This window comes from Morganella sp. TYF_1 (assembly GCF_043105645.1).
In the GTDB taxonomy this organism is placed as follows: domain Bacteria; phylum Pseudomonadota; class Gammaproteobacteria; order Enterobacterales; family Enterobacteriaceae; genus Morganella; species Morganella morganii_B.
This window is the reverse complement of record NZ_JBICLU010000015.1, coordinates 576373-600491: the sequence shown is the minus strand read 5'-3', so window position 1 is coordinate 600491 and position 24119 is coordinate 576373. Positions and strand designations below refer to the sequence as shown.

At 56.9% G+C, this 24119-nt stretch carries 23 protein-coding genes; 1 reads left to right on the top strand and 22 read right to left on the bottom strand.

Annotation, left to right across the window (positions count from 1 at the left end; genetic code table 11):
- Positions 1–23 precede the first annotated feature (23 nt).
- From ACF8OF_RS08095 to ACF8OF_RS08085, 3 genes are all read right to left on the bottom strand, one after another.
- Positions 24–734: an AraC family transcriptional regulator gene (locus tag ACF8OF_RS08095; RefSeq protein ID WP_392496262.1), complete on the bottom strand. Its 711-nt coding sequence runs from the start codon at positions 732–734 to the stop codon at positions 24–26.
- Between the two features lie 41 nt (positions 735–775).
- Complete coding sequence (locus tag ACF8OF_RS08090; protein WP_262858779.1) at positions 776–1117, bottom strand: tRNA-binding protein; 342 nt, start codon at positions 1115–1117, stop codon at positions 776–778.
- A gap of 116 nt (positions 1118–1233) precedes the next feature.
- Entirely contained in the window at positions 1234–1971 is a 738-nt protein-coding gene (locus tag ACF8OF_RS08085; RefSeq protein ID WP_392496260.1) for a FecR domain-containing protein, read from the bottom strand.
- Between the two features lie 615 nt (positions 1972–2586).
- Between ACF8OF_RS08085 and ACF8OF_RS08080 the strand changes: the two genes are divergently transcribed.
- A complete protein-coding gene (locus ACF8OF_RS08080; RefSeq protein ID WP_262882048.1) occupies positions 2587–3234 on the top strand; it encodes a LysE family translocator in 648 nt (215 codons plus the stop codon).
- 4 nt (positions 3235–3238) lie between these two features.
- Here the strand turns inward: ACF8OF_RS08080 and ACF8OF_RS08075 are convergent, their stop codons facing one another.
- The 19 genes from ACF8OF_RS08075 to ACF8OF_RS07985 form a co-directional block, all read right to left on the bottom strand.
- On the bottom strand, positions 3239–3823 hold the full coding sequence (locus ACF8OF_RS08075) for an NAD(P)H-dependent oxidoreductase (protein WP_354621497.1): 585 nt from the start codon (positions 3821–3823) through the stop codon (positions 3239–3241).
- A gap of 127 nt (positions 3824–3950) precedes the next feature.
- The gene (locus ACF8OF_RS08070; protein ID WP_392496259.1) at positions 3951–4838 is read right to left on the bottom strand and encodes an AraC family transcriptional regulator N-terminal domain-containing protein; all 888 of its coding nucleotides are present in this window, start codon (positions 4836–4838) and stop codon (positions 3951–3953) included.
- 90 nt (positions 4839–4928) lie between these two features.
- Complete coding sequence (locus ACF8OF_RS08065; protein WP_392496258.1) at positions 4929–5855, bottom strand: hypothetical protein; 927 nt, start codon at positions 5853–5855, stop codon at positions 4929–4931.
- 29 nt (positions 5856–5884) lie between these two features.
- On the bottom strand, positions 5885–6178 hold the full coding sequence (locus ACF8OF_RS08060; protein ID WP_279796157.1) for a PAAR domain-containing protein: 294 nt from the start codon (positions 6176–6178) through the stop codon (positions 5885–5887).
- Positions 6175–6729, bottom strand: a complete 555-nt coding sequence (locus ACF8OF_RS08055) for a DUF6931 family protein (protein WP_392496257.1) — start codon at positions 6727–6729, stop codon at positions 6175–6177. Before ACF8OF_RS08055 ends, ACF8OF_RS08060 begins: the two co-directional genes overlap by 4 nt.
- A gap of 9 nt (positions 6730–6738) precedes the next feature.
- A complete protein-coding gene (locus tag ACF8OF_RS08050; RefSeq protein WP_392496256.1) occupies positions 6739–8625 on the bottom strand; it encodes a type VI secretion system Vgr family protein in 1887 nt (628 codons plus the stop codon).
- Positions 8626–8691: 66 nt separating this feature from the next.
- On the bottom strand, positions 8692–11883 hold the full coding sequence (locus tag ACF8OF_RS08045; RefSeq protein WP_392496255.1) for an ImcF-related family protein: 3192 nt from the start codon (positions 11881–11883) through the stop codon (positions 8692–8694).
- A gap of 16 nt (positions 11884–11899) precedes the next feature.
- Positions 11900–12565, bottom strand: coding sequence for a type IVB secretion system protein IcmH/DotU (icmH, locus tag ACF8OF_RS08040; RefSeq protein ID WP_392496253.1), 666 nt, complete (start codon positions 12563–12565; stop codon positions 11900–11902).
- 6 nt (positions 12566–12571) lie between these two features.
- Positions 12572–13828: a type VI secretion system baseplate subunit TssK gene (gene tssK, locus ACF8OF_RS08035; protein ID WP_392496251.1), complete on the bottom strand. Its 1257-nt coding sequence runs from the start codon at positions 13826–13828 to the stop codon at positions 12572–12574.
- A complete protein-coding gene (gene tssJ, locus ACF8OF_RS08030; protein ID WP_279796163.1) occupies positions 13818–14300 on the bottom strand; it encodes a type VI secretion system lipoprotein TssJ in 483 nt (160 codons plus the stop codon). The genes tssK and tssJ overlap by 11 nt, the downstream gene beginning before the upstream one ends.
- Positions 14297–15163 (bottom strand): FHA domain-containing protein, encoded by an 867-nt coding sequence (locus ACF8OF_RS08025; RefSeq protein WP_392496249.1) that lies wholly within the window; start codon positions 15161–15163, stop codon positions 14297–14299. The genes tssJ and ACF8OF_RS08025 overlap by 4 nt, the downstream gene beginning before the upstream one ends.
- Before the next feature lie 16 nt (positions 15164–15179).
- Positions 15180–17435, bottom strand: coding sequence for an AAA family ATPase (locus tag ACF8OF_RS08020; RefSeq protein ID WP_392496248.1), 2256 nt, complete (start codon positions 17433–17435; stop codon positions 15180–15182).
- A 12-nt stretch (positions 17436–17447) separates the two neighbouring features.
- Positions 17448–18098, bottom strand: a complete 651-nt coding sequence (locus ACF8OF_RS08015; RefSeq protein ID WP_392496247.1) for a type VI secretion system baseplate subunit TssG — start codon at positions 18096–18098, stop codon at positions 17448–17450.
- The gene (locus tag ACF8OF_RS08010) at positions 18085–19809 is read right to left on the bottom strand and encodes a type VI secretion system baseplate subunit TssF (protein WP_392496246.1); all 1725 of its coding nucleotides are present in this window, start codon (positions 19807–19809) and stop codon (positions 18085–18087) included. Before ACF8OF_RS08010 ends, ACF8OF_RS08015 begins: the two co-directional genes overlap by 14 nt.
- Positions 19802–20206: a GPW/gp25 family protein gene (locus ACF8OF_RS08005; RefSeq protein ID WP_279796169.1), complete on the bottom strand. Its 405-nt coding sequence runs from the start codon at positions 20204–20206 to the stop codon at positions 19802–19804. The genes ACF8OF_RS08010 and ACF8OF_RS08005 overlap by 8 nt, the downstream gene beginning before the upstream one ends.
- The gene (locus ACF8OF_RS08000; protein WP_262858797.1) at positions 20203–21540 is read right to left on the bottom strand and encodes a type VI secretion system contractile sheath domain-containing protein; all 1338 of its coding nucleotides are present in this window, start codon (positions 21538–21540) and stop codon (positions 20203–20205) included. Before ACF8OF_RS08000 ends, ACF8OF_RS08005 begins: the two co-directional genes overlap by 4 nt.
- Positions 21541–21555: 15 nt before the next feature.
- A complete protein-coding gene (tssC, locus tag ACF8OF_RS07995; protein WP_392496244.1) occupies positions 21556–23037 on the bottom strand; it encodes a type VI secretion system contractile sheath large subunit in 1482 nt (493 codons plus the stop codon).
- Positions 23037–23540 carry a type VI secretion system contractile sheath small subunit gene (gene tssB, locus ACF8OF_RS07990; protein ID WP_392496243.1) on the bottom strand — a complete coding sequence of 168 codons (504 nt, stop codon included), beginning with the start codon at positions 23538–23540 and terminating at the stop codon, positions 23037–23039. Before tssB ends, tssC begins: the two co-directional genes overlap by 1 nt.
- Before the next feature lie 57 nt (positions 23541–23597).
- The gene (locus tag ACF8OF_RS07985) at positions 23598–24116 is read right to left on the bottom strand and encodes a type VI secretion system tube protein Hcp (protein ID WP_025152132.1); all 519 of its coding nucleotides are present in this window, start codon (positions 24114–24116) and stop codon (positions 23598–23600) included.
- Between the last annotated feature and the right edge of the window lie 3 nt (positions 24117–24119).

Below are 24119 nucleotides of genomic sequence, written 5' to 3'. Positions count from 1 at the left end.
AGACAGAAAGGGTGAGCTTCGGCTCACCCTTTTTTTATGCGCAGGCTGCCCGGCGTGTCACCGTAAAAACGGCGGAACGCACTGGTCAGGGAGGATTGGGTACTGTAGCCGCAACGCAGCGCAATGTCCGGCAGAGTCAGCGGAGTATGGCAGATAAGATGGTGTGCCCGGCGCAGGCGGATTTCTGTCAGAAAAACCGCCGGGGTTTTACCGGTGGCCGCCAGCAGGCGGCGCTGAAGGGTGCTGGCCGATAATGCACAGCACGATGCCATCTCACTGACCGTCCACGGGTAATCAGGACGTGCGGTCAGCTGTTGTGTCAGTGTATGCAGCCAGCGTCTGTCCGGTTGTAACTGCGCCGCAAGCTGCTCAGCCAGCAGCATGTGTGTGCTTTCAGGGTGCTGATCAATCATCTGCGGATAACGGATAAGCCAGTCCGCATAAGCACGGGTGGCATCAGGCAGGACTGACCACAGGGAATCAGGGGATGTGAGGAAAAAGCTGTCAGCAGGCAGTTCCAGAACCACCTGGCGGTTATACCCGGTGCCGCAGAAACGGTGATGATATCCCGGCGGGATCGCCGCCATCCGCCCCTGCTCCACTGAACCGCTGTCACTGCCGACCGTCAGTTCCATTGCACCACTGCCGCCCAGCACCAGCTGCCACCTGTCATCATGACGGTGTTCCAGGGTCTCCTGCTGATAGCTGCGTAATGAGATAACAGGTCGTTTCATGGCATGCCCCTGTGAGTACGGAAAACGACAGGCGCAGGGTGTTACATCAGGCGGTGACCAGCCGGGACCGGCAGAGAAAACTCCGCGAGAACGATATCCCCGTCTGCGTTGGCGGCACCGGTGATCAGCACTTCTGATTTCACACCGGCCACCCGTTTCGGGGCAAAATTACACACACATAATACCTGACGCCCGATTAATTCTTCCGGTTTATATAACACGGTAACCTGTGCGCTGGATGTTTTCACGCCAAACTCACCAAAATCCACCGTAAAGATATAAGCGGGTTTACGGGCTTTCGGATTAAGCTCTGCGGTCAGTACCACACCGACCCGCAGTTCCACTTTTTCAAAATCCGCCCATTCAATTTCTGCTGATGTCATCGGTCTCTCTGTCTGCTGTACAACGGTTAATCAGGGTAATATTCCGTATCATTATACCGGTGATCAGCCACCGCTGCTGTTGCCGGACAGTCAGCGTTTATCACCGGACAGGCAAATCAGCGGTAGGCCTCTGAGCCCGGCAGTGATTCGCGGGTCAGCCCGAGGGAGCGCATCATCTCCTCAACCTCTTCATCCAGACGGCTGAGATGCAGTACACGATCCACAATTATGTCTTTTTTATCATTATTCAGCAAAACCACCGGTACCGCGCGGTAGCTGTTGATCATCTCAATCGCTTCTGACAGCGGAATATTATTCAGCATCAGTGAGCCCGATAACCAGTCGATATCGGTATATGTGCGCTGAAATACTTTCGCCCGGCCTTCCGGCAGAATTTCCAGACGCTGTCCCGGTCCCACCGTTTCGGTTTTGCCGTCAAAAAAGGTGGTCACCGTTTGATCCAGCGGACAGACCGAGACTTTATTATCCTCAATATCGACCACAAAGTTACCGTTACCGGATTCCACCCGCACACCATTAGCGGTGACCCGGAACGGACGCAACTCCTCACGGTTATCACTGACGGCAAAACGCGCCCGGCCGGACAGTAATTTTACCGCCCGGCTGCCGTTATCATAGGCCACTACGGCACGTGACTCCGTATCCAGCTTCAGCAGGCTGCCGTCACGCAAAGAATATTGTTTAATCTCCCCGCGGTGTGTGTAGTGTTCCTCAACGCCTTTTGCCTTCATCCGGATTGCGTTGTATACCCCGTAGCCTGCGAGGATAACAAGGAAGACACATAACGCGGTGAGTAAACGGCGGCGCCGTTGTCTGAAAAATAGGTGTTTCAACTGCATTCTCCTGCGGATAGTGAACGCCGTAATCGGTATTTCCGGCGTCACATATATCGTCCGGCAACCGGACGGCTCCGGTCACCGGTTGATAAGAAATCCCGATTAATCACTGCGGTTATTGTCGCAAATTACCTGTGTCAGGCTGTTGTGATTAGTTATCCGCAGAAACCACACACACAGTGATAAGTATCAGATAATTATCATTTACAATGAAAAATAAGTTCGCAGATATCCGGCGATATCCACAACAAAAATAAGGCCAAAAGTAAAATATCATCTTTTAATTCAGTTAATTAATCGATGACACGGTAATATTGGTGCAGCTGAGTATAATACACTTTCCCGGATGTAAAGCCGTGCTTTTACGTTTTGTTACACTATCTGTCATCCGGAAACACTCTTTTCAGGTGTGCTCTTTTGCCTCTGTTTTTTTCAGCCGGCCACGTAATGACGTGAATAATTCATTATAAATATTGAACAAGTTTATATAATTCAGTAAATCAATATGCGCGTATAAATAACCGGTAAAAATGTCATTTGCCAGCAGATCATACTTAATGGCATTATATCCGCCATAATATAACGTTTTCTCTGACTGCGGAGGGCTGTCACATGCTGGATATTATCCATTACCCACTGTTTTTACTGTCTGTTTTTATCTTTGCAGTAACGCCGGGGCCGGATATTGCCTATGTACTGGGACAAAGCCTGGCCAACGGCCGCAAAGCCGGTATTTTGTCCGCACTGGGGGTGATGCTCGGCAGCAGCGTGCATGCCATTGCAGGGGCGGTCGGGCTGGGAGCGATTATTGCCGCGTCACCGACACTGTTTACCGTGATTAAATATCTCGGCGCTCTCTATCTCGCGTTTCTCGGTGCCAAAATGATCCTCGGCACACTCAGAAAGCGCGGGCAGACAGCTGATGATAACGAAGAAGTGGTGATTCCGAAGGCAGCCGCAAAATCGATTCTGATCCGGGGGTTTATCACCACGCTGACCAATCCGAAAGTGCTGCTGTTTTTTATTGCCTTTTTCCCGCAGTTTATTGCGGCTGGCGGCAGTTATTACGCGGAATCGTTCCTGCTGCTCGGCGCAACCTATGCCCTGCTCGGGTTCTGCACTGATACCACACTGGCACTGATTGCCGGGACACTGGCTGCACGGATCTCCGGCAGCCCGAAAGCGCATTACTGGATTGACCGCCTTGTCGGTACCACCTTTATCGCCCTCGGCCTGCGCCTGGCATCAGTGGCCCGCTGAAGATTCAGCCTGCGATATTCACATCCAGGTGAGCCAGATAGCGGCGGATATCCGCATCAATATGCGGATCTTTCACCACATCGAAACAGGCAAATGTCGGCAGTGATGTCATCCCGGTAAACTGGTTGGTTTTGTGGAGCGGGAAATACACACTGTCGATGCCCCGCCCCTCAAAGAACTGCGTTTCATCCTCAAAGGCGTCCTGCGGTGCGTTCCAGGTTACGGATAACATGTATTTTTTACCGGTCAGCACACCGCCGGAGCCATATTTTTTACTGCTGTCACGGCGGCTGCGCCCGTCATTAATATGAAAACGATCGTCAGACTGCGTAAATACCTCATCAATGTATTTTTTCACAATCCACGGCCCTTCCATCCACCAGGCCGGCATCTGGTAAATAATGACATCCGCCCACAGGTAGTTCAGTACTTCCTGTTCATCATCATAACCATCATCAATACGGGTGACGCGGACATTCATGCCTTTTTCTGTCAGATGACAGCGGGCGATGTCTGTCATGTGATCATTCAATTTGCCGTCAGAGCCGCCGAATTCTTTTGAACCGTTAATAATAAAGATGTTTTTCATTGTGTTACTCACTCAGGAATGATGTCGTCAATCCCGTTATCCTAACCGGCCTGTCCCGCAAATACGTTAGCCTGTCCGCTCTGATGTTTGCCTGATCCTGTCATTTTGCCCGGAAATTACACACCGGTCAGAGAAGAACCCGCTTTTTATCCTGTCCGGGGGGTAAGCCGAATAACCGCCGGTATTCACGGTTAAACTGAGAGGCACTTTCATACCCGACCCGGAACGCCGCTTCCGAGGCATCCGCCGATTCCACCAGCAACAAACGGCGGGCTTCATTCAGCCGCAGCCATTTCTGATATTGCAGCGGGCTCATACGGGTAACACGGCGGAAATGGCGGTGAAATGAGGATTCGCTCATCTGAGCATGGCGGCAGAGGGTCTCCACCGATATCGGCTGATCAAAATGCGCTTTCAGGTAGTTCAGTACGCCGCTTATCTGGCGGCACTGTTTATTATGTGCGGCCATCAGCTGAAGCCGGGCCCCCTGGCCGCTTTTCAGCAGGTAATAAAGCATTTCTTTATGGATAAGCGGTGCCATGACCGGGATATCATCCGGTTTGTCCAGCAGCGCCACCAGGCGGCAGACCGCACTGAGCAGTGCTTCTGTGACCGGGCATACCGCCTGCGGCATGGCAGGTTCTGATGTCAGCAGCTGAAAGCCGCTTTCCTGCATCAGTGCCGGCAGGTCGCCGAGGTTAAGACTGACCAGCAGTGCCAGAAACGGTGCCTGTTCTGATGCCTCACAGACCTGCGCAATCGCGGGAATATCCACGGATGTCAGCAGGATATCCCCGGGACGGTAACAGTATGTATTATCCCCGAGTGTGATCCGTTTTGCGCCCTGAACCGCAAGCGCGATACCGGGCTCATAAGTCCAGGTTTGTGCCTGTGACGGGGCTGTCCACCGGCACAATGCGAGACCGGGAACGGCGGTATCCCACCCGCCGCTGCGCTCTGCGGTGTGGGTCTGTAACAACTGTTTCAGGCAGTGCAGGCGATTTTCCGTTTCCATTATATTCTCAGCAACCGATTGACTGGTCTGCAGCATAACGGAAAATACCGGCACCGTCTGTGTTTTACACAACGGTGCCGGTTATCAGATTCAGCGGAAGAAATTATCCCCCTGCGACATCAGAGTGGATTCGGTTGCTTCCAGCAATTCCAGCATATTCGCCATATGCGCTTTAATTTCACAACTCGCCGCATCCAGCAGCGTACACATGTTGGTGACCTTTTCGACATAATGCAGGCTTTCATGAAAACTCATTGCCAGATCCGTCAGCTCTCCCCGGATCATGGATAAATCATGGCTGCCGAGATGATTGTGGCTGTGGGCATTCACCATATCGATCCGCTGCTGTGTGCTTTGTCCCCGGCTCTGTAATACCACCACGGACTGTTTCAGCTTATACAGATTGCGCTGCAAATCACCGCCGAGCTTACTGAGGGTTTTACAGCTCCATTTGGCCGATTTGCGCTGCGCCTCAGTCTCACCGATTTCTGCAGCGACGTCTTTCTTATCATGAATATAATGCCTGATCTTGCGCATACGGCGTACTGCTTTCCCCTGCTCCATCACAGACAGTGCACAGGATGCGACCATTTTGCTGATCCCGCCGTCCGGAATAAAGGCCAGTGGTGCGGTCAGTCCGGAGGCCAGGTTCCGTTTCAGCTGCGTACGCCCGATATCCGCTGCTTTGCGCATAAAACGGTAAGAGAGATTACCGCGGCCTTTTTCATAATAATCCGCCGTTTCCGCCAGCAGATTTTTGCCGCCGATGACCTCTCTGTCGAGGTGTGTGCGCTGTGTGCTGTCCGTACCGACCATCACCGCAGTATGTGTCCGGATGCTCAGCGCCTGAGAAATAGAGGTCGAATACATTTTCTTTACCGACTGCGCAATTTTGGTGCGTTCTGCGGCCATGATCTTTTCATCCAGAATGGTCAGTCCGCCGTTCAGCGCCCCGCTTCCGGCGATAGTATTCACGTATCCGAGACCGGTTTTGACATCTGCTGCTGATATTGCCATAAAATTCCCTTTTTATTGTTGAAATCAGATTATCCGCCGATCAGCACTGACGGCAGGCCGGTGATAACCGTGCCGCCGTGTGCCGTGCTGTCGCCCAGCCGGGCGGCGGGCTTGTTGTTGATAAGCACCGTCATACTGCCGGTGATGATGCTGTCCGGCACACCAATACACAGACACAGCTGTCCCAGCGTGGCTGCCGGTAAGCCGCCAATCAGCACTGTCGCCGGGGCAGGCAGTACCGGGCCGCCGACATGCGGCACCGGTACAGGTGGTGTCTGGGCCGGGCACAGATGCATATCACCGCTTCTGGCTGCCGGTTTCATTGTTTATCCCCCCGGGCCACCGCCAGCCCGTGTGCCAGAAATGTCCGGTAATGTTCCGCAATGTGCGCACCGTCCGGCATTACTGCCATCAGGTTTATTGCGCCGCTCAGTGCCTGCGCATATAAAAACGGCGGTGCCGGTAACGGGGGCTGTCCGGCATCCAGCATACTGCCGGTGCTCCAGAACACCGCCTGTGCCAGCCAGCCCGCTGCCGAGGATAATCCCTGCTGCTTTGCCGCATCACCACAGGCACGGCGCTCTGATTCACCGGATCGGGTTATCCAGTCCCTGACGCTTTCCAGCACACGCCGCTCCTGATCACGCCATTCTGTCAGTTGTTGCGCACAGTGATATCCCCACCAGAGCGCCTCTTTCAGCGGCAGACCGTGCGCCAGGAAAAGCACGGCATCCCCATAATGCGCCTGCTGCTGCGCGGCGATCAGAAAATCCGCCGGTGCCGGATATTGTGCCGCCAGCGCCGCAGCTTCCCCGGAAGGGGTATAATTTTTCATCACCAGCATTGCGCTGCTGTAAGGCATTTTGTTCAGCATCGCCGTTCCTCAGTTAATTTTTGTCAGCGCACCGCTGATTTGCACCATCGCACCGGCTTTGACTTCCGTCATTGCCGAGCCGCTGATTTCCACCAGCGCACCGCTCAGTTGTGCTTTTGCCTGCGCGGACATCGCCAGCACCGCACTTTCCAGGCCGATTTTGCCGTTCCCTTTCAGGGTGATTTGCGGTGCCTGTAACGTGATGCCGGACGCAGACAGCTCAATTTTGCTGCCGCCCGCCGTCAGTGTCAGTGTCTGTGATGCGGATAAGGTGATCGTTTTCGCATCTGCGGAGAGTGCGCTGTCCGCCTGTAATATCAGGTTCTTTCCGCTGTTCTGGGCGATCCCTTCCGCTGCTTTCAGCTGCCATTGTTTATCACTCCGATGCTGCGTGTTTTCTTTGCTGCTGATGGTCAGATTTTTTTCTGTTTCACAGCGGATGTTGCCTTTAATCAGGGTTGTCCAGTCATTGTTGGCACTGAGGGTTAAATCCTTCTGTGCCGCCAGCGCCAGACACTCCTCATCCCGTTTGTCCTCGAAGCGCAGCTGATTGCCGTTCCCCTTTGCACCCGCCGGGGATGAGCGGCTGTATATACCGCCGGTCAGCGGGTCGGTGAAAGGCCGGGCGTGATTCTGATGCCAGAGTGCGCCGGTCACCACCGGTTTATCCGGGTCACCGTTGAGAAACTGCACCACTACGGCATCCCCGGCACGCGGCAGAAACTGAATCCCCGCCCCGGCCCCCGCGCTGTGTGAAAGCACCGGCAGCCAGGCCTGAGATAACCCGTTGTCCTGATTATCCTCTTCCCAGTGGAAACGGACTTTCACCCGCCCCTGTGCGTCATAACAGGTTTCGTCTCCGTCACCGGCAACGATGGTCGCCGCCTGAATGCCGTCATAACGGGGAGCAGAAACCGGCGGCAGACGAAAGGGTGTGCGGGTCTGATGACAACGGAACGTGTTGCTGTATCCGGGGCTGCCGCTGCTTTCACCGCAGTCAATGGCATGTGTAATCTCACTGATATAATATTCGCCGTTATATTCCGCCGCCGGATGATCATTCAGCCGGAAACGCATACCGGCACACAGCGCCATCACCGCCGACCCCGCCTCATAGTATTGCGCGGCAGCCGCTTCAGCCTCACAGGCAAACCGCGCGGTGGCAGGCTGTCCGTCATAATAGTGCGTCTGTTGTGTGGTACCGCTGCCGGAGAGCGTATGCTGCTCAGTACGGCTGTGATGCTGTTCCTGTGACCAGTTTTCTGCGGAAAATACCCCGCTGCTGACCCGGCGGCAGGCACGGAACGGTGTGATAAGGCGGGCGGAGATCGCTCCGGCGGACGGAGCATGCTGTAATCCGTCGGTGATTGTCCATTGGGTGGCATTGTCCGGATTACGCAGGCAGAACCAGCCCTGTCCTGCCATTATCCGGCGGATCATGGCGCTGTCGCTTTCATCCATCTGACACACACAGGGACGGGTTTCACCGTCGCCGCTGAGGGAAAAACGGATAAACGCCGCCAGCTGATGCAAACTGAGCAGTGTGCTGATCTGCCCCCTGCTGTTCTGATTCTGAAATAAGCGCCGCTGCCGCCCGTGACGGAGAAACGTCAGCGGATCCACCGCTGTGATGCGGTAAAAATAGAGCTGTTTATCCGGATGAAAACCGTCACATTCAATCTGTTGTGCCAGCCCGGCAAAGGTCCGCTCATGACAGGTCACCACCACCATTTTGCCCGGCAGCGCCTGATCCGGCGGTGACGGGCTGATAAAGTGTACTTCCAGCCATGTGCCGTCTGATAACGACTCCTTTGCATTCAGACGGGTCGCCACATACGGTGCGCTGTTATCCAGTGTCACGGTAAGCGGACGGGGCTGATCGGCATAGTTTTCCATAACATCATACTCATTATTCAGCCTGACAGAGCACACAGTGTGCCACAGCGCCACCGTTCTCTGCCTTCACCGGTCAGCGGGATTTTGTGGATTTTCAGCGGGATTTCCCCGGCTGAACAGTGACGGCGGCAGACGGTACTCCGCAAACAGCGCCGCCGGTGACGATACCGGTCTGCCGTTGATCCGGCTGCGGAAGCGGAACATATAACCGTTTTCCGTTATAACACTTTCCGGTGAGGCAGCGCGTCCCTGAGACTGCGCCGTCAGCAGCCAGCGCAGCAATCCCCACTCCCCCGGATAAGAGGCGGAGTAAACCGGTTTGCCGTGACGGAAATAGTCTGCCGTCAGCGGCTCTGCATCCGTGGCGGGCGGCCAGTAAAAATCCTGCCAGACCGCCGGGCCATGCTGATAAATCAGCGTATCATTGCCCTGTGCCAGCCGGATCCCCGACAGTTGCGGTGTCAGTGCCACCGGGCGCAGTGAGATCCGCATATTCAGTGCCGTGCGGTCATCCGCATAAAACAGCTGTCTCAGTTGTTCTGTCTGTGTTTCCGGCTGACTCAGTGCCGCATACAACGGGTCGCTGTGATGATCCGGCGGCAGTGACTGCATAAAGGCATCCATAACACCGCCGGGGGCCAGAAAAGCATGGAGATCATCCGGTTTCACGCCCTGTGCATTGTGGCTGAACGGATAATAAGGGGCGAGCCGATCCCGCCAGAACGGATACACCGTTGCCTGCCATTGTCTGTCGAGATAACGCGCCGCCAGACCGGCCTGTAATTGTGCTGCGGTCTGCCGCCATTGCCGCAGCAGGCTCTCCGGAAGCGGCGGACTATTTCCCGGCCCGGTCTCCGGCGGTTCTCCGCCGTGCATGAACTGCTGGTAACTCCATTCCTGCGGGTCAGCGGATGCCATTCCCTGCTGCCAGTGCTGCCGGAGTGATACCACTGACTGCTGCCATGCGGTCAGTGCCGGTGACGGTGTCCCTTCCGCTGTCAGTAAGGCGTGCCAGGCGGAAAAAGCACGGTTAATATGTATTCCTGCCGGTTCATCCGCTTTTTTATATTTGCTGAAGGCGGATTGCAGTCGTCCGGCTTTTTTCAGTTTGCTGCTGATTTTACTCAGCCCGAGCAGAGAGGCGGTCTGCTGCCCGGATTTCAGATCCGGTCCCGTTTCCGCTTTCGCCGCCGCAAAGGTGGTATTGCTGTTGATCCCCCGCACCAGCGCCATCAGCGGATCACTGAACGGCTGCTCTGTCAGCTGCAGTACGGCGATCAGGGCTTCCGGTGAACCGGCGCGGTGCGGTGTCAGCGATGACAAAAACTGCTGCCAGTAGCGGATGTATTCCTCGTCATACTGCCGGTTAATTTGCACAATGATACTTTCCGGTGACGCTTGTACATTGTCCGGCCAATGCTGCATAAGGGCAGCAAACTGCGTCTGAAAATCCGCATCCTCCCACTGCGCCTGCCAGGCAGTATAGCCTGCTTTGGTCATGGTGTACGGAACCGACAAAAAGCGGTTGCCCGGCTGAAACAGTGGGGTAATATCCGCCGGAAACAACGTTGCCAGCGGCACTGTGGCATGCTTACGGAGAAACTGTTCCCGCAGCACCGGATAGAGATGCAGTGCAGGATCTGACGCCGCCACTTTTTGCCGCGCCTGTGCCACCAGCCCGGCATGGTATAAACGGCGCTCCTCCGCTGTCAGCGGCTGAACAGGGTAATCTGCCAGCAGGGAAAGCACATCATCACCGCTGTCCGTATCGCTGATCTCTGCCCCCCGGTGGTTATCGGCAAACAGCTGCCGGTAATCATCAATCGCCTGTAACAGCTGCGGGGATGATTCTGCCAGCGCCCGCTGCAGACGTTGTTCCCGCTGTTTTGCCAGCAGCGGGAAGAGTACCTTGCGGATCTGCTGTTGATAATCCCGGTACAGCGGCAGCAAAGAGGATGAAAACCAGCGGCTGTGGTATTCACGGCGGATTTCCGCAATTACCGGCTGTAAAAGATGCAGGCGGTGAACCCGCTCTCCGGCCGGTGCTGACGCAACCCGCGACAGATAATCCCTCTGCCCGTTCAGTGAATCTCTCTGTTCCTGAAAACTGCGCCATTGTAAAACCCCGGCAGCAGCGGTACCCGCCAGACATAACATCACGGCCAGGCAATAGCCGACCAGTCTGCGCCGTTCCCGTGCCTGACAAATAACGTCATCACGGCCATGAATGACCCGTTCAAACAACGGCGTGGCAATATACTGATGCGCACATTCCGCCGCACACAATAATGCCGATGACAGCACCAGATGTGTGCCTGCTGTGCGCTGGTGCTGTAACGCCGCCACATAGCGCGTCCGCTGGTGAAGATGCGCCGCCAGTTGTGCGGGAAATGACAGCACTGCCGCATTATGCTCCGGCTGTTCTGCTGTCAGCGCGGTGAATTGTTCCTGCTGTAATGACAGCATTAAATCAGCGGTAAACTGTGCAAACGGGGCATCCGGCAAGACCTTCCGCTCGCGGCTGAAATCCGTGCTGTGACAAAACTGTGCCCGCTGCGGATCCGCAAACCAGCGGCGCAGTGCAGGCACACTGCCGAGCCCCGGAAGCATCAGATGCAGCGGCGGACGGCACCCGAGCAGAACAGAAAACCCGATACAGGCCGCATGATGCTGCTGACCGGCCTGTATTGCCTGTTCATCACTGAGTGCGGCAAAGGCAGGAGCCGGAGACAGTAAAATAAACCCGTTCAGCGGCTGAGACGGATTCAGGCGTACCAGTTGCCGGGCACTCTCCGGCCCGCCGTCACCGGTGAGCCACGCCGGTGTGCTGATACGGATCACCGTCTTACCCGCCTGATAGCAGAACGGCTCCTGCTCCTGCGCCACCGGGGTAAATCCGTGCTGACGCATACAGGCCTGTGCCTGCGGCAGATCCTCACACAACAGCCAGTAAGTACTGATCCGGGCGGGATCCCGCCGGGACACACCACCGCTGCGCCGCAGACGGCGGCAGGTCTGTTTCAGATAATGGCGCAGTTCACGGCACTGCTGCTGCCGCTGTAACTGCTGCACATCCGGCTCTGTCTGCCACGCGGTTTTGAGCAGCCCGTAAACCGCCAGACTCAGGCTCAGCAGAGAAACAAACACCGGTAACAGCACACTGCCGCCCTGAGTCAGCCAGTAATACCAGGCGGTTACGGTCAGTCCGGCAAGCAGCAGGATCACCAGTGCGTACAGCATTGCGGTTCTGATTTTCATCACCAATCTCCGTTGTTCAGAACAGGGCCGCCAGCGCGTCACTCAGTTGCTGTAATAGCTGCTGATAACTGAGATCTGCCGCCACCCGGCATGCTGCATACAGCAACAGTGAACCGGAAAAAATCAGTGACAGCGGGATCCGTTTCGCCGGACGATTCCGGTCTGTACAGCGGCCCGGTGGTGCGGACAGCACTGCCGGTCTGCTGTTGATCAGAATATGACGTAGCCGGGTATAGCAGGCTGCCAGCGCCTCCGGACGGGTGCGGTACTCCCCGCGGAAGCCGAGTGATAACAGATAAAACTGTAATTCGAGGAAATCCCGCAGCGGGACGGGGTTATGCAGCGCGAGGTGCAGATAGCGGAAAAACGCCTCGCCGCCGCGCCGGTTCTGAAACACCGCACCGGTCAGGGTGTGTTCCTGCCAGACTGATTCCGCCCCCCACGATGTGCTCAGTACCGCCTCATCCAGCGCCGCACACCAGACAAACGCACTCTTTCCGGTCAGAGAAGGGTGGAGCTGACGGGCTGTACAAATCCGGTAAAACCGGCTCACGCCCTGTAACATCTGCTGACGGAACAAGGTAAGATCCGGCGGTGTTCCCCCCTGTGCCAGCATAATCAGCGCCTGAAGTAACGGCTGCCCGGCGCTGATCAGCACATTGTGTCCGGAATCTGTTTCCATGATTGATTACCTCCGTGTGATCAGAACAGCACTCAGCCGGGCATGCGGCAACTGGCCGTCAATATGTAACGCCAGAACCGGATCATCCTGTGCCCACAGCGGGCTGCGGGTATCCGGTTCAAAATAAATCGCCCCGGGATGTGGTGTGCTCCCGTCCGGGGCGCTGTTCAGTGACAGCAGCGGAATGCCGGTCAGCCCGTTATTGACACAGGCGGCTATCTGATTATTTCCGGCCAGTTTCAGCAAACGGGCTGTACGGGCCGCATCCGGCGGCCTGCCGCTGTCGTCACGGTATTCCAGGATCAGACGGCTCTGTTCCGCAAAAGCGGATTCCGGCAAGGCCAGCCGCAGTAAACGCCGGGAAGTCAGCAGCCGGGTATCCCAGCTCAGCGGCTGTACATGCTGCCGCGTCTGCGGGGCAAGACGCTGTTTCAGTGACTGAAGACAGGGGGAGAACAACCCGGCGTGATCCTCATTACGCCATGGCTGCGGTTCCGGCGGCGGCGCACCGGTCAGCGCACACAGTACAGATTGCAGATGCAGACAGAAGCGGTAAAAATCCCGGCTGGTAATGCGATCCCCTGCCGTCAGGCTTTGCAGCTGTGTCAGCAGCGGCTGTAAATGAAGACAGGCCGTTTCACCGTCCGGCGTGCTGTACAGCCGCTGCAACCGTTGCGCCAGCAACAGCCGCACATCCTCCGCCCGGCGGGTCAGCCACGGATTGTCCTGCACAAACAGGAACGGCGCACAAAATTCCGGCTCCGGCAGCGGGTATCCGCCACCGTCACGGCAATGCAACCGGGCGACCGCCAGCCCGGTTTCATCGTCACGGCACTGTGACTGGCATTTCAACTGCAAATTCAGATACGCGGCACTGATCGTCACCGGTCCACGGGTCTGCCCCGCACGGTTTTCACTCACGCTGAGCGGTTTTGCGGTAAAGCGATCCGGCGCACTGCTCAGCGGCAGTGTCAGCAAAAAGGTCATATCGCCGGACAGTCCGTCCAGACTGAGACTCAGCGGGACATCGGTGACAAACGGTGTGCCGTCCGGCATCACGCCGTGCGCCTGTAACAACGTCAGCTTTCCGGCACCGGTCAGCGATTCATCCGTCACCAGCCGGGAAAATCCGGCCATGCCGCCGCTCAGCTGCTGTGTCACATCCCGCAGACAATCGCTGTGCAGGCGGCTCTCACAGATAAAATGCGCCGGCCGGAGAAATAACCCCTCCTGCCACCAGACACCGGCGGTTTCATGATTCATCGTCTGCCCCCGCGGTGAGTGACAACACCTGTCCGTCCAGGAACAGTGATACTTGCATCAGCGGCAGCGGTAACACCGCAATCACCTGCTTATTTTTCGCCTGCGCCGCCGCAGAGAAACCCGCCAGCACGCCGATGTGTGTTGTACCGGGCTGTAATTGCAGCAGCAGTGTTTCGCGGCTGCCGGGATAGACCGGCTCCGTCACCTTGCGGGCCAGAAGTTGTTCTTTTAGCAGCGCCTGATCCTGCTGCCACAGCGGCATAAAACGCTCACGCTGAAAGATTTCGTCACTGCTGAGCTGGTAGATCCGCAGCACAACCGGCGCGGGCTGGTTGTCGGCATTCGGGTTGCTGTTTTCTTCTGCCCGGATCAGCACCCGTAATATCCCGGTTTCCGGCGCTGTCCCGAACTGACAGGACACCGGGCCGAGAAAAAGAAAAATAAATATAAACAAAGAAATACGGTGTTTCATGATGACTGAATAATCTGGGTGTAAAATTCACTGCGGAAATAATCCGTCAGCTTGTTTTTCAGATTGTCATCCGCAATCTGCTGACTGAAAAACCGTTTATAGGTCTGCCAGTAGTCAATTTTCCCAGCAATTTTCTGGTCGCGGTGCAGGGCTTCCAGGTGCTGCGGAGAGATATCGCGGATGATTTTTTCCGCCGCCGCGCTCAGTGCCTGACTGATTTCCGGCAGCAGTGATTGCAGCAGCACCAGTTTGTCACCGGCCGGTACCGGCGGCAGCGGCGGTAAAATAACCGGAGACGGTGCGGTGATCACCGGCACAATCTCCGGTTGCGCAACAGGTTCCGGTGCGGGCACCGGACTGCCGTAAGGCCGGGCCACCGCTGAAAAACGGTAGCGGATATCATGCGGTGCCGGTTTTTTCACCGGTGCGGTGCCGAGGAACGGATCGTCATCAAAACAGCTGTTATCATCCGCCGGGGTGAACAAGCTGTGCAGTGCCGTTTCTTCATCAGCGGTACTCAGCGGCTGAGGCGCGCTGCTCAGCGGGGAAAAACAGGACACCAGCAGCCGGAACGCCCCGATGCCGAGCATATCGCCGTCCTGTAACAGATAGTCGGTACCGTGCCCGAGTGCCTCCTGCCGGTTGTTGATAAAAACCCCGTCACGACTGGTGTCCGTCAGGATATAACCGGCGGTCGTGCAGCGGAATGTGGCGTGCGTATCCTCAATACGGGAATGCGGGTCATCCAGCACTATATCGGCCTGAGCATCACGCCCGATGGTGCCGTCTCTGCCGTCAAAACAGTATTGCGGCAGTGTGCTGCTGTGCTCCGGTGCGCTGACTATCCGAATCGTCAATGACATAGCGGTGTTCCTGGTGTTAATCAATAGAAACAACAGGCTTATTATCCGTGACTGATAATAAAACCCGGGTAATGGCAGTCTGCTGTCTGCGTTTTTCAATACAGGCTTCGGCAATCTGCGGCAGAAGTTTACCCGTCACCCCCTGTTCAACCGCTCTTGCGCCGGTTTCTGCTGAATAAGGCAGTGATAACAGATAAGTGATTAATTCATCTGAATAACTGAACTCACACTGATAGGTTTCATGAATGCGTTTACCCACTCTGTCCAGCGCCAGCCGGGCAATTGCCGCTCTTTCCGTATCACTGAGCGGGTAATACGGAATAATGGTGGTGCGCCCGAGAAACGATGGCCGGAAATGACGTAACAGCGCCGGAAAAATCAGCGGCACCAGTTCTGTCACCCCGGGGCGTTCATCACCGCAGTGCGCCACAATCTCATCCTCCGCCGCATTGCTGGTCATAATGATGATCGTGTGACGAAAATCGACCTCCCGCCCTTCGCTGTCTGTAATGCGGCCTTTGTCGAAAATCTGATAAAACACGTCATGAATGGCCGGATGAGCTTTTTCCATCTCATCGAGCAGTAAAATAGTGTACGGGTTGCGGCGCACCGCTTCAGTCAGCACCCCGCCTTTGCCGTAACCGGTGTAACCCGCCGGGGCACCCAGCAGCATGGACACTTTATGCGGCTCTTTAAATTCGGTCATATTGAGCGTCACCATCCGGCGCTCGTCACCGCAGAGGGCTTCACACAGCGCCAGCGCGGTTTCGGTTTTTCCGGTACCGCCCGGGCCACACATCAGGAAAACACCTTGTGGCCGCTGCGGGTTATTCAGTCCGCTGCGGGCAATACGGATAGCTTGTGCTACCGCCGCCACCGGGGCGGTCTGACCGATCACCCGCTCCGCGACTTTCGCTTCCAGGCTGCTGAGGCGGGAAATATCATCCGCCGCCAGATGCCCGGCCGGAATACCGGTCCACAACGCAATCACCGCCGCAATCTGGTTGTCATCCACAGCCTCTGCCGCACTGTCCGGGGTAACCGACTGCGAAACCGATAACCCGGCACAGGCGGTATCCAGCAGACTGATGGCTTTATCGGGCAGTTGCCGTTCCGGCAGATAGCGGACCGAGAGCCGTACCGCCGCCTCACAGGCCGCCTCCGTCACCGGCAGGCCGTGATGCTGCTCCAGTACCGGTTTCAGGGCACGGAGAATGGTCAGGGTGGTGGCCTCATCCGGCGGTGCGATTTTGACCGGCTGGAAACGCCGGGTCAGCGCCGGATCCGGTTCGATAAACTGTTTGTATTCAGACCAGGTGGTGGCCGCCAGGGCTCTGAATTCCCCTCTTGCCAGCGCCGGTTTGAGAATATTGGCGGCATCCCCCTGTCCTGCCGTGCTGCCTGCACCGATCAGGGTGTGCGCCTCATCAATAAAGATGATTTTTTCAGCGCTGCCGGCGCGGATCTCCGCCAGCAGGTTTTTCAGGCGCTGTTCAAATTCCCCTTTCATAGCCGCCCCCGCCTGCAATGCGGTCAGATCCAGTTCCCACACCTCACAGCCGCGCAGACGTTCCGGCACATTGCCGTCACAAATCGCCTGAGCCAGCCCTTCGGCAATCGCGGTTTTTCCCACCCCGGCCTCGCCGACCATAATCGGGCTGTTCTGGCGGCGGCGGCAGAAGATATCGAGGATCTGACGGATTTCACTGTCACGGCCAATCACCGGATCCAGTTTTCCCGCCCGCGCCAGGGCAGTCAGGTCGCGGGCATACGCGGAAAGCAGCGTCTCACCACCGGTACTGCCCGCTGCCGGTGCGGATGCCTGCGGCAGTGCAGTTATCTGCTGTGCCAGCCATTGCGGATCCAGCGATTGCGCCCATGCCGTCACCGCAGGCGGAACACCGCTGCATGCCGTCTGGCGCAGCAGCTGTAAAATATGGATCTCACTGATGTGCTGTCCGCCCTGATTCAGCGAGACATGCAGCCAGAGCTGTTTCAGCAGTTCTGTCAGCTCCGGCGCAAACACCGGTGAGCCATCCGCCGCCTGCGGCAGCAGCGCCAGCGCATCATTCAGACTGTATTGCAGCGCATTGTTGTCCGCCGGTGCCGCGCACCAGGTCAGTTCGCGGCAGCCTGCTATCACCAGCAGCCAGTGCAGTGGTGTGACCGCGCGGTGGCGGCGGCGGACACACTCCTGTGCCGCCTCCTCCAGTGCTGTCATCAGCGGCGGCGTTAAACGGCGGATAAGTTGATGCAAATCGATAGTCAGCATAGTCCTTCCTTGTCAGAGGCGGGTATTTCGTCCCAGCCGTGATGTCATGGCGGCGAGTTGCACGGGCATCATGCGGGTGTCATCCGTCCGGAAAATGACAGTAAACGTCAGCGAACGGCGGAAAAAAGTGCGGATAAACTGCCCGAGATAATGATGGTATTCCCCGCCGGGCTGCCAGGGGGCACGGGGTTGCAGCGGATCAGCAAACACCTGCACACGAAGATGCGCCGCCCGCAGATAACAATGTGTACCGAGTACGGCACCGCCGCCGAGGCGGTTGCCGGTTCCGGCGGGCGGGTGATATGGCATACGGACCGGCGGGGCATACTGAAATTCCGTGCGGCAGGCAAAAAAGGCGGAAGCCGTCCTGTTCAGTACCCGCAGCCGGGTATTTCCGCTCCATAGCGATGCCGCCGCCGGATAACAGAGTGCCGGTTCCGGCAGCAGTGTCTGCATCAGCTTTGTCAGCGGTAAACCGGCAGCTGCGGATTGTCCGGCGTGCTGCCTGTCAGCCAGCCGGCGGCAGACAGTATCAAAAACCAGAAAAAAATCCTGCGGGGCAGTCTGCTGATGAGCCTGTGCATATTCCGCCACCGTTCCGGTGATATAGCGCGGCAGCACACCGCCGGTACCGAGCAGCCCGGGCCGGTCAGAACGGTTCATCAGCTATTCTCAGCGGACCGTGATACCGCGCTCCGCTGTCATTACGGCGGCGCAGTGTGAGCTGAATAAATTCATGGTCATCACTCAGCGCCGTGAAAACCGCCTCCAGCAACGCGGCAAAAAAAGCGGTTCCTGCCGCCGGGGTATGCTGTGCCAGTGTGACAGTGATGTGCTGCCCCGGAATGGTCAGCGGCAGGTGATGATAAAAACGAACAGTCACGCCGGGCGAGGATGTGATCTCCTCAATCGCGGCAGTCAGCCCGGAAATCACCGGTGAGTTCTGCCTGTCATACAGCGACAACAGTGCCTTCAGCGCTTCCGGAGAATCCGTAAGATCAGATAACCGGGCCTGCCGGAGCCGCAGAAAGAGCGCGCACGGATCCGGCTGTACCGGCAGCGGCAGCCGCATTGCCCGCTGAGCGGCAACCGCATGATACATCAGCGGATCAGCCTGCTGCGGTGTCACGGTTTCACCTGCGGCGGCCACCGCCCGTTCACCCTGCGTGCCGCGCCCGTGTATCACCCAGAGCCGGACAGATTCCGGTTCCGCCGCTTCGCCGGACAGCAGACAGTTAAGATGTGTCACCCCGCCCTCTGTACCGCACACCGGCTGCCAGCAGCAGGCAGAATGCGGTGTGATCCGCGGATGATACAGCTGCGGCACCGGCTGCGCAGGCAATACGGTGATATCGGTCACCGCTTCCGCTGAATGCAGAAGCACATCAGATTGGGTATCCGCGCATACCGGGTGCGGATTGCAGTCCGGCGATACCCGCAGCGGTTCACTCTGATGGGCGAAACAGTTTGTCAGCACAGTGCGGAACAGAACAATGCTGTCCTGACGGGCGAAACGTACCGGTTGCGGCGGCATGTCGCGGAAGAAAAATGTCAGTGTGAAGGTCTGTCCGTTGCAGTGCTTCAGCGGATCCGCCAGTGAGATCACTGCACCGGCAGCCTGTTCCGGATACCACAGTGCGTCATACAGCAGCCTGTGTGCATCATCCTCCGCTTCTGCACGATACGTCAGCGGCAGCCGCTGACACGCGTCCGGCGGTAAAAAAACCTCCGTTTCCCCGGCGTTCAGCCGGATGGCGGCACACTGCCGGTGTACCGCATCATCCGTCAGCCAGGGAAGATCCCCGTCACCGGTAAAATGCAGTGTCAGTGATGTCAGGTTCAGCTCTGACAGGGAAACGCCCGGCACGGTCACCGAAAATGTCAGTTGCAGGGAACAGACAGCGGTGCGGGGCTCCCCCTGCTCCGTATAGCCTGCCGCCTGCGGGATAAATTGCTGTGTTGTGATCGCCAACGGCATCAGTGTCAGCGGGTACTGTGTGCGCCAGTGAATGTTTTCCCCGGCAGCCGTATGTGTGATGAACGGTGTTTCTGCCGCCAGGATCTGCGTTTGTGCCGCCGCCTGCGGCGTAAATACCACCGGCAGCAGCGCCGGTACCGGACGCAGATAATCAGGAAATACCGTGCGGACCAGGATTTCCGTCAGCTGCGGCGCGGTCAGTGCCAGTTGCTGAGCAGTCAGCCCGGTCAGATAGGCCACGCCGTCGAGCAGCGCCCGCAACTGCGGATCGGTTATCATCTGCCCGCTGATCCCCAGCAACTGCGCCTGATGCGGATGCTGACGGCGGTAGGCTTCCAGCCCGTCCAGCAACAACTGCCGCTGTTGCTCAAAATAGTGCAGAGTGTTGTTATGCATCAGCGGCCTCCGGGTTTATCAGTTGTCCGGCGTTGAAATCCAGGCAGACCGGCAGACACACTTCGTGACCGCCGCACAGCGCCGCTATTTCAAAGTGAATCTGATGCTGCCGGTATGAGTGCGGCACGATAGTGACACTCACCCGCTGTAACCGCGGTTCATAACAGCGGATCAGACTTTCAATTTCCTGAGTGATCGCCGTGAGATGAAATTTCCCCTGTGCCCGCAGCAGATGGCTCTGGCCGAACCCGGCGATACCACTGCTTTTTCTGCCGTCAGCCCAGACCGGCGCGCGGGCGTTGATGATCCGGTACAGATGTGCTGTCACCGAACGCTCTGTACAGGGCTGATACGGCGGTGCATCCGCCTCGTGACATAATCTTTCCAGCAGGCTCATGACAACACCTCTCCCTGCGGCCGCGAAAACCAGAGTGTGAGATCCACATTTGCCTCACTGATGTCGTACTGATACTGCGGCTGCAGGCAGATACGGCACTGATAGCGGGTCGGGTCTGCCGGGTCCGCACTCATCACCACCGCCGCGCGGCGCAGCGGATAGTCCGCCATAATGGCATCCTCGCCGTAATCCACATCACTCACATAGCGTTTCAGCCACTTTTCAATGCTGCGCTGACAGGCGGACAGAGAATCAAAATTACCGATTTTGTCGCGGATTTGTGTCCGGATAGCATGAGCAAACCGGCACGCCATCAGATTCACCGGCAGCATGGTCAGCTGCCGCCAGCGCGGCTCCGGCGGCTGCCAGACACTGTAATAGCTGAAAAAACCGGACTGCCCGCTGAGATACAGTGAGGTGCAGGCCGTCAGCCCCTGCTCTGCCCAAAAATTATCCTGCTCACAGGCCAGATTGGTTTCCGTGATAATCTCCGGCGGCGTAAGGCTGTCCCCGCCTGTCAGTGCAGCCACAATCGCCCCCTGTGTGCCGCTGCTGTTATAACTGCGCAGAAAGCCGAACCAGCTGATCCGCTCAAACTCGCGGATAACATTTATCACCACCAGCCAGGCGGCATTACCCCATAACTCCCCGCCGCTGTGATTGTCCGGCTGATAAACAAAACCGCAGCGCGGTGTTTTATGCGGATAACGCAGCAGAAAACGCGGCAGTGCGAGGTATAAAAAGCGAGCCTGTTCGTGACAACGTAACTTTTGCCACAAACAGTAATCCGGGCTGTTCAAAATCCGGGCAATTCTGTTGTGATCTGCCGAAAACCAGTGCAGGTCATCCCCGGTAAAATGCGGGTCAGTCCCGGTGATCACCGGACATAACGATACCTCACCCAGTTCCGCCAGCCGGGTGGCGGTGTAGAGTTCGTCATACTCACCGCCGCCGGTGAATACCATCTGGTGATCCACCAGCAGCAGCCCGAACGGCAGTCCCCCCGCCGTATTCAGCTCACGCTGATACAGCAGGCGGTACAACAGAGTATGGCGGATATCAAACGCGGTATTCAGCTCACGGGCCAGTGACGGCCAGGAGAGATCCAGCAGGCGGATAATCACCCGCCGGGATGATGAAACCCGGGCAGTGAGATGACGCAGACTGCGCCAGCGGGCTTCCAGCGCACAAAAGTCCGGGTGATGCAGCACCTGTTGCAGCTGTGTACTGCACAGGCGATCAATGCCGTGAATACAGTGATTTATCAGCGTACAAAACTGACTGTGATCCTGCTGTGCCGCTGCCTGATGCAGCGCGGTCTGAACATCTGCCATCCGTGACATTCCGCATTACCCGCCCGGAATATCCGCCACCATCCGCAGCGAAGCAGTGAGGGCTTCCATCTGTAGCCACGGACGGATCCACGCCACCGCCGCATACATCCCGGGACGGCCCGGTAAATCCGTCACCGTAACTTTGGCTTCCGCCAGCGGGTGAGTTGCTTTGGCTTCATTACCGATAGCATTGGGATTGACATACTGATGCAGCCAGCGGTCGAGGGATTTTTCCACGTCTGCCGCTGACAGGTTTGATCCGACACGGTCACGCCCTATCACCTTCAGATACTGGGCAATACGGCTGCTCGCCATTACATAGGGCAGTCTCGCGGAAATTGCCGCATTGGCGGTCGCTGCCGGGTCGGTATAGATTTTCGGTTTATGTACTGTCTGTGCGCCCATAAATACGCCGTGAGCCGCATTTTTGTAATGCACCAGCGGCAAAAAGCCGAGGTCACTGAGTTCTTTCTCCCGCTCATCGGTGAGATTGACCTGTGCCGGACAGAGCTGGACGGCATCACGGGCATCATTGCGGTAGATATAATTCGGCAGATTATCCACTTTGCCGCCATTCTCCGCCCCGCGCACTGCAGTACACCAGCCGAAGCGGCGGTATGCCTGTGTCAGCAGCAGCCCGTAGGCATACGCGGCATTACTCCAGACAAACTGATCCTGTGACGACACCTGTGCAGAGCCGTCCGCCCGCTGCGGCAGTTCCTCAAATTCAAACCCGCTGATACTTTTACCGCCGGTGCCGTAAGGCTGACGTGCCAGGGTTTTCGGCAGCGTCAGCGCGACATAACGCGACTCATCGGCGGCACGGAACGCATTCCACGACGCATATGCCGGGGCATCAAACCCGGCGGCGACCGGTTTGCCGTCCGCAAACTGTGTTACCGACTGAAAATCAAACATCGACTGCCCGGCCGCCGCCACAAACGGTGCATGGGAGGCGCTGGCCACTTCGCCGATGTAACGCAGCAGCGCCACGTCTTCATCACCGTAACCAAACTCAAAATCCCCGAGCAGCACGCCGTACGGCTGACCGCCTGCGGTACCGAACTCTGCCTGATACACACAGTTAAAAAACGGGCTGCGGTCAATCGCGGGAGCATTTTCAAACTGTTGCAGCAGCTCGCTTTTGGTGTAATCCGTCATGCGGATTTTCAGATCCGCTCCCGGGTCACTCTCCCTGACCAGTTTATGCAATCCCAGCCAGCTGCCTTCCAGGCGCCGGAAATCCGGAGCGGTCATCACTTCAGATAATTGGGATGAAATCTGTTTATCAATCAGTGTGATAGCCTTACGCAACGTCAGCGTCAGGTTTTTATCCCAGCTCACCGTACCCGCCATTGCCTGACGGGTCAGTGCGGTCATCAGATCACGGGTGGTATCCGGCGGGGTCTGCACGGTGGCCTGTACCGCACGCTCGAGAAAACTGAGTTCCGCCGTGCCCTGCGGTGCCGCCGCCTGCTGCTGCGAAGTGTCACTCATCAGCCCGCCTCCGGCACAGCCAGTTCAGCATTCAGGTAACTGAGTGCCTCGGTATTCTGCAGGATTTCTTTGAGCAGCTGCTCAAGGTCGCGGGAACGGTCGGCTTTACTGAGCAAAGTTTTCAGCTGATTACGGGTTTCGATCAGGGATTTGAGCGGTGCTATCTGGTTCACCAGATTTTCCGGATGAAAATCCGCCATCGATGTGAAAGTGAGTTCCACCGGAAACTCGCTGCCGTCATCACTGAGGGTATTGGTGACGTTAAAGGTCAGTTCCGGGTTTATCTGCGCCATCACATCATTAAAATTGTCATTATCAATGCCGGTAAATTCCCGGTCTTCCGGCGCACATTTTTTATCCGCCGGTTTATGCCCGGAAAAATCCCCGACCACCCCGACGACAAACGGCAGCTCCCGGTTTTCTGATTCACCATTGACTTCAACATCATACGTAATACTGACGCGGTTTTTATTCACCCGCTTGTGCTGTGCATTCATTGCCATAACAATTTTCCTGCGGTTATCAAAAAATCGGGAAGCCCGAAGGCTTCCCGTCAGGTATTATTTCGCGCCGGACAGCAGTTTGCCCTGCGGCAGGTTGTAGGTGACAATACCGCCCTCTTTCAGCTCGCCGCCTTCCAGTTCATAGGAATGTTTCTGAGAAATTTCCACATAGGAGAAGGTGATCATTTCATGCGGCTGTGCGCCGTCATAACCGCTGACGTTATAGCCGGTCAGGCGGGCATGAGAGAGCTTGATTTGAAAATACACCGATGCGCCCGAGCCGTCCGCTTCCGGTTTGGTGAAGGCGATTTCCACGGTTTTGCCTTCTTTGCCCGGATTAAACAGGAAAGAAAGCAGATCTTCCGATGCACCATCAATCTGTTTTGCCACGCTGACCGGCTGAATCGCGACCATACCGGAGTCGGCGTTATTGCCGTTACCGATATCCATCGCCACATTGCGGGAGCCGCCCCAGCTGTAGGAATCCACCGCAAACCAGTTCGCGCCGTCCAGGCCGATAACCGTTGCGCCGCCTTTAATATCAACGCCATCAATTCGCATATAAATACTTGCCATAAC